The 10,664-nt window shown below is 52.9% G+C and carries 9 protein-coding genes; 6 read left to right on the top strand and 3 right to left on the bottom strand.

From position 1 onward, the window contains the following. Positions 1–139: 139 nt before the first annotated feature. From HMPREF2959_RS08555 to HMPREF2959_RS08540, 3 genes are all read right to left on the bottom strand, one after another. Positions 140–1,357, bottom strand: a complete 1,218-nt coding sequence (locus HMPREF2959_RS08555; RefSeq protein ID WP_002243302.1) for an aspartate kinase — start codon at positions 1,355–1,357, stop codon at positions 140–142. A 201-nt stretch (positions 1,358–1,558) separates the two neighbouring features. After that, entirely contained in the window at positions 1,559–2,287 is a 729-nt protein-coding gene (gene rph / locus HMPREF2959_RS08545) for a ribonuclease PH (protein WP_002235966.1), read from the bottom strand. Positions 2,288–2,368: 81 nt separating this feature from the next. Then, entirely contained in the window at positions 2,369–2,833 is a 465-nt protein-coding gene (locus HMPREF2959_RS08540) for a universal stress protein (RefSeq protein ID WP_002243301.1), read from the bottom strand. A 216-nt stretch (positions 2,834–3,049) separates the two neighbouring features. On the opposite strand from HMPREF2959_RS08540, the gene HMPREF2959_RS08535 reads away from it, so the two are divergent. From HMPREF2959_RS08535 to HMPREF2959_RS08505, 6 genes are all read left to right on the top strand, one after another. Next, positions 3,050–3,826: a tRNA threonylcarbamoyladenosine dehydratase gene (locus HMPREF2959_RS08535; RefSeq protein WP_002243300.1), complete on the top strand. Its 777-nt coding sequence runs from the start codon at positions 3,050–3,052 to the stop codon at positions 3,824–3,826. Between the two features lie 137 nt (positions 3,827–3,963). Next, positions 3,964–4,491, top strand: coding sequence for a hypothetical protein (locus tag HMPREF2959_RS08530; protein ID WP_002243299.1), 528 nt, complete (start codon positions 3,964–3,966; stop codon positions 4,489–4,491). A 170-nt stretch (positions 4,492–4,661) separates the two neighbouring features. Then, a complete protein-coding gene (locus tag HMPREF2959_RS08525) occupies positions 4,662–5,516 on the top strand; it encodes a segregation and condensation protein A (RefSeq protein WP_002235968.1) in 855 nt (284 codons plus the stop codon). Positions 5,517–5,556: 40 nt separating this feature from the next. Beyond that, positions 5,557–6,765 (top strand): nicotinate phosphoribosyltransferase, encoded by a 1,209-nt coding sequence (pncB, locus tag HMPREF2959_RS08520; protein ID WP_002238126.1) that lies wholly within the window; start codon positions 5,557–5,559, stop codon positions 6,763–6,765. A 91-nt stretch (positions 6,766–6,856) separates the two neighbouring features. Continuing rightward, on the top strand, positions 6,857–8,575 hold the full coding sequence (gene argS / locus HMPREF2959_RS08515; RefSeq protein WP_070696679.1) for an arginine--tRNA ligase: 1,719 nt from the start codon (positions 6,857–6,859) through the stop codon (positions 8,573–8,575). A gap of 538 nt (positions 8,576–9,113) precedes the next feature. Then, a complete protein-coding gene (locus HMPREF2959_RS08505) occupies positions 9,114–10,532 on the top strand; it encodes a sulfatase-like hydrolase/transferase (protein ID WP_002243297.1) in 1,419 nt (472 codons plus the stop codon). Positions 10,533–10,664 lie beyond the last annotated feature (132 nt).

Raw genomic sequence — 10,664 nt, 5'->3', positions numbered from 1 at the left:
TTTTGTTAATCCACTATAAATTTAATCCACTATATTTTTTGTTCCAAAGTCAAAATATGCCGTCCGAACATTCGGGCGGCAGACAAAACGGCACTGCCCGATAAAGGCAGTGCCGTTGTCCGTTTCAAACCGTGAAACATCAGCCCAAATTAAAGGCTTTATGCAATACCCTGGTTGCCAGTTCCATGTATTTTTCATCAATCAATACGGAAACTTTGATTTCGGAGGTGGAAATCATTTGGATGTTGATACCCTCTTCGGCGAGCGTGCGGAAGATTTTGGCGGCTACACCGACGTGCGAACGCATACCCAAACCGACTGCGGAGACTTTGCATACGGTGTCGTCGCCATCAATAGAAGCCGCGCCGATACTGTCTTGGCGTTCCGACAGGATTTCCAAAGTCTGCTTGTAATCGCCGCGCGGTACGGTAAAGGAAAAATCGGTTGTGCCTTCGCTGCCGACATTTTGGATAATCATATCGACTTCAATGTTGGCATCGGCAACCGCGCCCAAAATCTGATAGGCAACGCCGGGTTTGTCGGGTACGCCGCGCACGTTGATGCGGGCTTGGTTTTTATCGAATGCGATACCGGTTACGGCAGCTCTTTCCATGTTGTCGTCCTCTTCAAAGGTAATTAAGGTGCCATTGCCGCCGTCTTGCAGGCTGCTCAGTACGCGCAGGCGCACTTTGTATTTTCCGGCGAATTCTACTGAACGGATTTGCAAAACTTTCGAACCGAGGCTTGCCAGTTCGATCATTTCTTCAAATGTAACCGTATCCATGCGGTGCGCTTCGGGTACGACGCGGGGGTCGGTTGTGTAAACGCCGTCTACGTCGGTATAGATTTGGCATTCGTCTGCTTTGAGGGCTGCGGCGAGCGCAACGGCGGAAGTGTCGGAACCGCCGCGTCCGAGCGTGGAAATATTACCTTCACTGCTGATGCCTTGGAAGCCGGCAACGATGACGACTTTGCCGGCGGTAAGGTCGGCACGCATTTTTTCGTCATCAATGCTTTCGATGCGGGCTTTGGTGTGGGCGGTATCGGTTTTGAGGGCGACCTGCCAGCCTGTGTAGCTTTTGGCATCCACGCCGATGTCTTTCAATGCCATCGCCAAAAGGCCGATGGTTACTTGTTCGCCGGTGGACAAAACCACGTCCAATTCGCGCGGATCGGGGTGTTCCTGCATTTCGTGCGCCAACGCGACCAGGCGGTTGGTTTCACCGCTCATGGCGGATACGACGACGACAATGTCGTGTCCTTCGGCGCGGGCTTTGGCGACACGTTTGGCCACGTTTTTAATGCGTTCGGGCGAGCCTACGGATGTGCCGCCGTATTTGTGTACGATTAACGCCATGTTTCGTGCTTTCTTGTGTGGGATTGGTCGGGCAGCATGGTTTGCTGGAAAAGCGGCTATTATTACTATTTTTTACATGAAGTTCAAGAACGGACTGCGCTTTCCCGCCTGCCGTTTGACAGCGGTCAGCGAAAAACCTGTTCTTTCAGATTGTTGACAAAATGCCGTCTGAACGGTTTTCAGACGGCATCCGGACGACAATCAGGCGGCGGACAACGCATTTTGCTGGTGTTGCAGCAGTTCGCCTATGCCTTTTTGCGCCAGTGCAACCAGTTTGCCCAATTCGTCCAAACTGAACGGCGCGTCTTCCGCCGTCCCCTGTATTTCGATGATTTTTCCCGATGCGGTCATGACGATATTCACATCACTGTCGCAACCGGAGTCTTCGGGATAATCCAAATCCAAAAGCGGCACGCCGTTCACTACGCCTACTGACACAGCGGCAACGGCTTCGCGGATGGGGTTTTCACTCAAAATGCCGTCTGAAACCAGTTTGCCGACGGCGATTTGCAGCGCGACAAACGCACCGGTAATCGAAGCCGTGCGCGTACCGCCGTCTGCCTGAATCACATCGCAGTCAATCAAGATTTGTCGTTCGCCGAGTTTTTCCATATCCACGACCGCGCGCAGCGAACGCCCGATAAGGCGTTGGATTTCTTGTGTGCGCCCGGACTGTTTGCCCGCCGAAGCTTCGCGGCGCATCCGGGAAGCAGTTGAGGCAGGCAGCATCCCGTATTCCGCCGTTACCCAGCCTTGGTTTTTACCGCGCAGAAACGGCGGGACGTTTTCATCTATGGAAGCGGTACAAATCACTTTGGTATTGCCGCATTCAATAAGGCACGAACCGTCGGCGTGCGGCAGGAAATGAGGGGTGATTTTGATATCGCGCAGGCTGTCGGCGGCGCGCGAGATGCGGATGTAATCAGGCATACTGCCCTCCCGTTAAAAACAGATAAATTAAAAAGCCTTAAATATGAAAAATCACATTTAAGGCCTTCAAACTGAAAATTTCTACGCCTCTTCGGCTTTGCTGCGGATAATCAAAAGCGGCAGGTGGCTTTGGCGCATTACCGTTTCGGCAAAACTGCCCATTAAAAGGTGCATCAGCCCGGTACGTCCGTGCGTGCCCAACACCAGCAGGTCGGCACCGTTTTCATCGGCATAATCAACCAAATCCTGCGCCATTTCGCGCGCACCCTTATTGGCAACCAGCAGGTGTTTGACGGTATTTTCCACACCCAGTTCCCGGGCGGTGCGCTCGGCGGCATCCAAAACCTCGTTACCTTGTGCAATGGCGGCTGCCTCGTAACTCTCGTGTTGCAAAAATTCGGGGGCGAGCGCCATATATTCGGCAGGATTGGCAACGTGTACCAAAGTCAGACGCGCACCGTTGACCCCGGCAAGCTCGGCGGCATGTTTCAGGGCATTGATGGACGTTTCACTGCCGTCAACGGCAACAACCAGATGTTTGTACATATCGTATTCTCCTTTTGCACCGCCTCGCGGTGCCCTCTTGTCGGATGGGCGCAGGGACAGTTTGCGCCGTTTCATTATAGACCCGCCGTCGGGCTTTATACAACAGCCGAACAGCCCGACCGCTTTCCAGTATAATATGCCGCTTCCGTGCAGTCAGGCATTTTTTGCCGGCTTTCGTTCACTTTTTGATTTGACGCAATCTTGCAGGATTCGACCATGTCCGACAACGCTTTGACCTCTTCGCGACGCTTCGGCGGCATCGCCAGACTCTACGGAGACTCCGCCTTGGCGCACTTTTCACAGGCACACGTCTGCGTAGTCGGCGTGGGCGGTGTCGGCTCGTGGGCGGTCGAGGCTTTGGCGCGGACGGGCATCGGACGTTTGACTTTGATTGATTTGGACAACGTTGCCGAATCCAATGTCAACCGCCAGCTGCACGCCCTGACCGGAGACTTCGGCAAAGCAAAAGTTACCGCCTTGCGCGAACGCGTCGCCCAAATCAACCCAGAATGCCAAGTGTTTGAAATTGAAGATTTCGTTACCGAAGACAATTTGCCGGAATACTTCGGAAAAGGTTTTGATTTCGTCATCGACGCGATCGACCAAGTGCGCGTCAAAGCAGCAATGGCGGCTTATTTTGTGGAACGCAAACAACCGTTTGTCCTCAGCGGCGGCGCGGGCGGACAAAAAAATCCGGCGTTAATCCAAACCGCCGATTTGAGCCGCGTAACCCACGACCCGCTGCTTGCCAACCTGCGCTACACCTTGCGGAAACGCTACGGATTCAGCCGCGATACGAAAGCAAATATGCGCGTGCCGTGCGTGTTCTCAACCGAAAACATCACGCCGCCGCAATCGGGCGCGGCGTGTTCTACCGATGCCGCACCGCAGGGCTTGTCGTGCGCCGGCTACGGTGCAAGCATGCTCGTTACCGCTTCGTTCGGGCTATATTGCGCACAGGCGGCGGTGGAACACATCGCAGACAAAAAATAAGCAATGCCGTCTGAAACAGGATTCAGACGGCATTTGAACAAACTATGGTTATGATTTAAGACAACAAAGGATACGGATAAAAAATAACATAAAATATATGATTCCTAATAATATACCAAGTATCGGAGAGCTATTTAATGGAATTCGTTAATAATTTAGTTATTTTTTCATTTTTATTACTAATGCTTATTCCGATATTTTTTGTAGTATATGGTATATACCATAAGATACGTTATCGCAAAATATGTATCCTAAGAACAAGTTTTATATTATTAGTGGTAATACTTTGCAGTATGTATTACATATATTGCCGTTATCTTGACCAACAAAAAGTAGCTTATTATTGCATAGATGAACAATGTATTTCTATTGTTCATCTATACAAAGATTATGGTATAAACTCTCCCACATATGCGAGAATTTACGCAGGAAAAATATTGTTTAGATTTCAAGTAAGAGCTAAAAATTACGCTGAATTACTTATGGAAGATGATATATCAATTAGTAAAAAAATTTTGGGGAATAAATTTATCATTTATGGGTCGCTACCTGTAATATACGGTAATGTAGATAATATTGAAGTAAAAGAAGCTACTGGTTATATAGATAGAGCCAGTACTGATTATATTGTCTCAAGAAACTTAAAATTCAGACATTTATATTAATTAAGAGGTTTTAGCAAGACCGTATTCACAACCTGCTCCTTTTCAAAACATTTGCATTTAAAAGCCGTTATAATGCCGTCTGAACATCTGCCCGACCACATTATACGTGAATGTCGGCAGATTGTTTTCTTTTGTAAACTTATATTAAAATCCACTTACCGATTCACGCCATGCCGCCCATCCCTGCCCCATCCGCACCATCCGAGCACACTGTCGCATGGGTATTCGGCCAACCCGTTACCGATTTGCCGCAGGATTTGTTTATCCCGCCCGACGCGCTGAAAGTCGTATTGGGCAGTTTTCAAGGCCCTTTGGATCTACTGCTGTATCTGATCCGCAAGCAGAACATCGATGTTCTCGATATTCCGATGGTGAAGATTACCGAGCAGTATCTGCACTACATCGCCCAAATAGAAACCTATCAGTTTGATTTGGCGGCGGAATATCTTTTGATGGCAGCAATGCTGATTGAAATCAAATCGCGCCTGCTGCTGCCGCGTACCGAAACCGTCGAAGACGAAGAAGCCGACCCGCGTGCCGAGTTGGTGCGCCGCCTGCTGGCTTACGAACAGATGAAGCTGGCGGCGCAGGGTTTGGACGCGCTGCCCCGAGCCGGACGGGATTTCGCGTGGGCTTACCTGCCGCTGGAAATTGCCGTCGAAGCCAAGCTGCCCGAAGTCTATATTACCGACTTGACGCAAGCGTGGCTGGGTATTTTGTCTCGGGCAAAACATACGCGCAGCCACGAAGTTATCAAAGAAACCATCTCCGTGCGCGCGCAAATGACGGCAATCCTGCGCCGTTTGAACAAACACGGGATATGCAGGTTTCACGACCTGTTCAATCCCGAACAGGGCGCGGCTTACGTGGTCGTCAACTTCATCTCACTGTTGGAGCTTGCCAAAGAAGGATTGGTCAGAATCGTGCAGGAAGTCGGTTTCGGAGAAATTCGAATCAGCCTCAATCATGAGGGGGCGCATTCAGACGGCATTTCCGGCACACGGGGCGGGCGCGATGTGTTCTAATACGCCCCAAGCCGCCACCAAAAATCGGGAGACACGCCATATGACCGGCATCATACATTCGCTGCTTGACACCGACCTCTACAAATTCACTATGCTGCAAGTGGTTCTGCACCAGTTTCCGCAGACGCACAGCCTTTACGAATTCCGCTGCCGCAACGCCTCGACCGTCTATCCGCTTGCCGACATCAAAGAAGACTTGGAAGTCGAACTCGACGCGCTCTGCCAACTGCGCTTTACCCATGACGAACTCGGCTACCTCCGCAGCCTGCGTTTCATCAAAAGCGACTTTGTCGATTATCTCGAACTCTTCCAGCTCCAACGCCGCTTTGTCGAAATCGGCACAGACGATAAAGACCGTCTGAACATCCGCATCGAAGGTCCGATGATACAGGCGATGTTTTTTGAAATCTTCATCCTCGCCATTGTCAACGAACTTTACTTCCGCCGCCTGGAAACCCCTGCAGTCATAGAAGAAGGCGAACGCCGGCTTCAAGCCAAAGCCGTGCGCCTCAAAGAAATCGCCGCCGCACAAAACCCCGACGAACCGCCCTTCCTGATTTCCGACTTCGGCACGCGCCGCCGCTACAAGCTCGCGTGGCAGGAACACGTCATCCGCACCCTGCTCGAAGCCGCCCCAAGCATCGTGCGCGGCACCAGCAATGTCTTTCTCGCCAAAAAACTCGGCATCACCCCCATCGGCACCATGGCGCACGAGTTCCTGCAGGCATTCCAGGCCCTCGACGTACGCCTGCGGAATTTCCAAAAGGCCGCGCTCGAAAGCTGGGTGCACGAATACCGGGGCGATTTGGGCGTTGCCCTGACCGACGTGGTCGGTATGGATGCCTTCCTGCGCGATTTCGACCTCTATTTCGCCAAACTTTTCGACGGGCTGCGCCACGACAGCGGCGACCCTTACGTTTGGGGCGACAAAGCCTACGCCCACTATCAAAAGCTCAAAATCGACAGCCGCACCAAAATGCTGACCTTCTCCGACGGGCTGGACATCGAACGCTCTTGGGCATTGCACCAATATTTCAAAGACCGCTTCAAAACCGGCTTCGGCATCGGCACCAACCTCACCAACGATATGGGGCATACGCCCTTGAATATCGTCTTGAAACTGGTCGAATGCAACGGGCAGTCCGTCGCCAAGCTGTCCGACTCTCCGGGCAAAACCATGACCAACAACAGCACCTTCCTCGCCTACCTGCGCCAAGTGTTCGACGTACCCGAACCCGAAACGCCGTAAACCGGCAGAAAAAGCGCACAATTCCTGTTTCTGCCGCATAAAATCTTTTAAAATACCGCCTGATTTGAATTTAACCGAAAGACCGAACTTCATGAACCTACATCAAACCGTCGAACACGAAGCCGCCGCCGCCTTTGCCGCCGCAGGCATCGCCGACAGCCCTATTGTTTTGCAGCCGACCAAAAACGCCGAACACGGCGATTTCCAAATCAACGGCGTGATGGGTGCGGCGAAAAAAGCCAAACAAAACCCGCGCGAGTTGGCGCAAAAGGTCGCCGACGCATTGGCAGGCAACGCCGTCATCGAAAGCGCGGAAGTCGCCGGTCCCGGTTTTATCAACCTGCGCCTGCGCCCCGAATTTCTCGCGCAAAACATTCAGACGGCCTTGAACGACGCACGTTTCGGCGTGGCAAAAACCGACAAACCGCAAACCGTCGTTATCGACTATTCTTCGCCCAATCTGGCGAAGGAAATGCACGTCGGCCACCTGCGTTCCAGCATCATCGGCGACAGCATTTCGCGCGTGTTAGAATTTATGGGCAATACCGTTATCCGTCAAAACCACGTCGGCAACTGGGGTACGCAGTTTGGCATGTTGGTCGCTTATTTGGTCGAGCAGCAAAAAGACAATGCCGCGTTCGAGTTGGCGGATTTGGAGCAGTTTTACCGCGCCGCCAAAGTGCGCTTTGACGAAGACCCTGCCTTTGCCGACACCGCACGCGAATACGTTGTGAAGCTGCAAGGCGGCGATGAAACCGTTTTGGCATTGTGGAAACAGTTTGTCGATATTTCGCTCTCGCACGCCCAAGCCGTTTACGACACGCTGGGCTTGAAGCTGCGCCCTGAAGACGTGGCAGGCGAATCGAAATACAACGACGATTTGCAAGCCGTGGTCGATGATTTGGTTCAAAAAGGCTTGGCGGTCGAAGACGACGGCGCGAAAGTCGTGTTCTTGGACGAGTTTAAAAACAAAGAAGGCGAACCCGCCGCATTTATCGTGCAAAAACAAGGCGGCGGCTTCCTTTATGCTTCCACCGATTTGGCGTGTCTGCGCTACCGTGTCGGCACGCTTCATGCCGACCGCCTGCTGTACGTCGTCGACCATCGCCAAGCCCTGCACTTTGAGCAACTTTTCACCACTTCACGCAAAGCCGGCTATCTGCCGGAAAACGTCGGCGCGGCATTTGTCGGCTTCGGCACGATGATGGGCAAAGACGGCAAACCGTTCAAAACGCGCAGCGGCGACACTGTAAAACTGGTTGACCTGCTGACCGAAGCCGTCGAGCGCGCCACCGCTTTGGTGAAAGAAAAAAATCCCGAATTGGGCGCGGATGAAGCCGCTAAAATCGGCAAAACCGTCGGCATCGGCTCAATCAAATACGCCGATTTGAGCAAAAACCGCACCAGCGATTATGTGTTCGACTGGGACGCCATGCTCTCGTTTGAAGGCAACACCGCCCCCTATCTGCAATACGCCTACACCCGCGTGCAAAGCGTGTTCCGCAAAGCAGGCGAATGGGATGCAAATGCGCCAACCGTTTTGACCGAACCGCTGGAAAAACAACTGGCCGCTGAGCTGCTGAAATTTGAAAACGTGCTGCAAAGCGTGGCGGACACGGCGTATCCGCACTACCTCGCCGCCTACCTCTATCAAATTGCGACCCTGTTCAGCCGCTTCTACGAAGCCTGTCCGATACTCAAAGCCGAAAGCGCAAGCCGCAACAGCCGCCTGCAACTGGCGAAGCTGACCGGCGACACGCTGAAACAAGGCTTGGATTTGCTGGGCATCGATGTGTTGGACGTAATGTAAAACCGCACCGCCCGATTGCGGACAACAGCCCCACCATCCTTATCCGAATCTGAAAAAAGCGGCGCGATACACCGTATCCGCCGCCCCTCCCAAAATGCGAAACAAACAAACGCCAAGCAAGCAAGCAAGCAAGCAAGCAAGCAAGCAAAAAATTATAACCCCCCTTACTGCCGACGCACGCACTTTCCGCGCGGCGCATTCCCCTTTTCCCGCCCCTCAAACCCGCCTTTTCTTCAGGCAGGGTTTCAGCCCACCTCCTTTCCCTGTTTTCCTTTCCCCGACACGCATGCGCGCCCCCTGCCGCACCGTGCCGCATTTTCGCGCCCGGACGGCATCGTTCCGCCATCCGGTTCTCTGTTTTAAATACCCCTGTTTCAGAAAGAAATGCAGATGTTTCAACACACAGGACGACACATAAAGCACCGCCCTATGTGTTGCCCTGATTTGGAAGGGGTTACGCCTCCCAAATAAAGTCTGATCCTGCCGCCCCGAAGGACAGATGTCCGAGTGGCGAAGTTTCAACCGAAAAGGAAATACGATGAATATTCACCCCCTGCTCTCCAAACAATGGACGCTGCCGCCATTCCTGCCGAAACGGCTGCTGCTGTCCCTGCTGATACTGCTTGCCCCCAATGCGGTGTTTTGGGTTTTGGCACTGCTGACCGCCACCGCCCGCCCGATTGTCAATTTGGACTATCTTCCCGCCGCGCTGCTGATCGCCCTGCCTTGGCGTTTCGTCAAAATTGCCGGCGTATTGGCGTTTTGGCTGGCGGTTTTGTTTGACGGGCTGATGATGGTGATCCAACTCTTCCCTTTTATGGATCTCATCGGCGCCATCAACCTCGTCCCCTTCATCCTGACCGCCCCCGCCCCTTATCAGATAATGACCGGGCTGTTGCTGCTGTATATGCTGGCGATGCCGTTTGTGTTGCAGAAAGCCGCCGCCAAAACCGACTTCCGGCACATTGCCGTCTGCGCCGCCGTTGTGGCGGCAGCCGGCTATTTCACCGGCCATTTGAGTTACTACGACCGGGGTCGGATGGCCAATATCTTCGGCGCAAACAACTTCTACTACGCCAAAAGTCAGGCGATGCTCTACACCGTCAGCCAGAATGCCGACTTTATTACCGCCGGCCTGGTCGATCCCGTCTTCCTCCCCTTGGGCAATCAACAGCGTGCCGCCACGCATCTGAACGAGCCGAAATCTCAAAAAATCCTCTTTATCGTCGCCGAATCTTGGGGGCTGCCGGCCAATCCCGAACTTCAAAACGCCACTTTTGCCAAACTGCTGGCGCAAAAAGACCGTTTTTCGGTTTGGGAAAGCGGCAGTTTTCCCTTTATCGGCGCGACGGTCGAAGGCGAAATGCGCGAACTGTGCGCCTACGGCGGTTTGCGCGGGTTCGCACTGCGCCGCGCGCCCGACGAAAAATTTGCCCGCTGCCTCCCCAACCGTTTGAAACAAGAAGGTTACGCCACCTTTGCGATGCACGGCGCGGGCAGTTCGCTTTATGACCGCTTCAGCTGGTATCCGAGGGCGGGCTTTCAAGAAATCAAAACCGCCGAAAACCTGATCGGTAAAAAAACCTGCGCCATTTTCGGCGGCGTGTGCGACAGCGAGCTGTTCGGCGAAGTGTCGGCATTTTTCAAAAAACACAGCAAAGGATTGTTTTACTGGATGACGCTGACCAGCCACGCCGACTATCCCGAATCCGACATTTTCAACCACAGGCTCAAATGCACCGAATACGGCCTGCCCGCCGAAACCGACCTCTGCCGCAACTTCAGCCTGCACACCCAATTCTTCGACCAACTGGCGGATTTGATCCAACGCCCCGAAATGAAAGGCACAGAAGTCATCATCGTCGGCGACCATCCGCCGCCCGTCGGCAACCTCAATGAAACCTTCCGCTACCTCAAACAGGGGCACGTCGCCTGGCTGCACTTCAAAATCAAATAACAACAATGCCGTCTGAACGCACCAACAGCCTTCAGACGGCATTTTGCAGACAGACCGACCCTTCAAGCCCACTTTTTTCATCATCTCCGATAAATTGCTTTGTATAGTGGATTAACAAAAACCAGTACGGCG

The organism is Neisseria sp. HMSC070F02 (genome assembly GCF_001814225.1).
GTDB lineage: Bacteria > Pseudomonadota > Gammaproteobacteria > Burkholderiales > Neisseriaceae > Neisseria > Neisseria meningitidis.
This window is presented reverse-complemented; position numbering and strand designations above follow the sequence as displayed.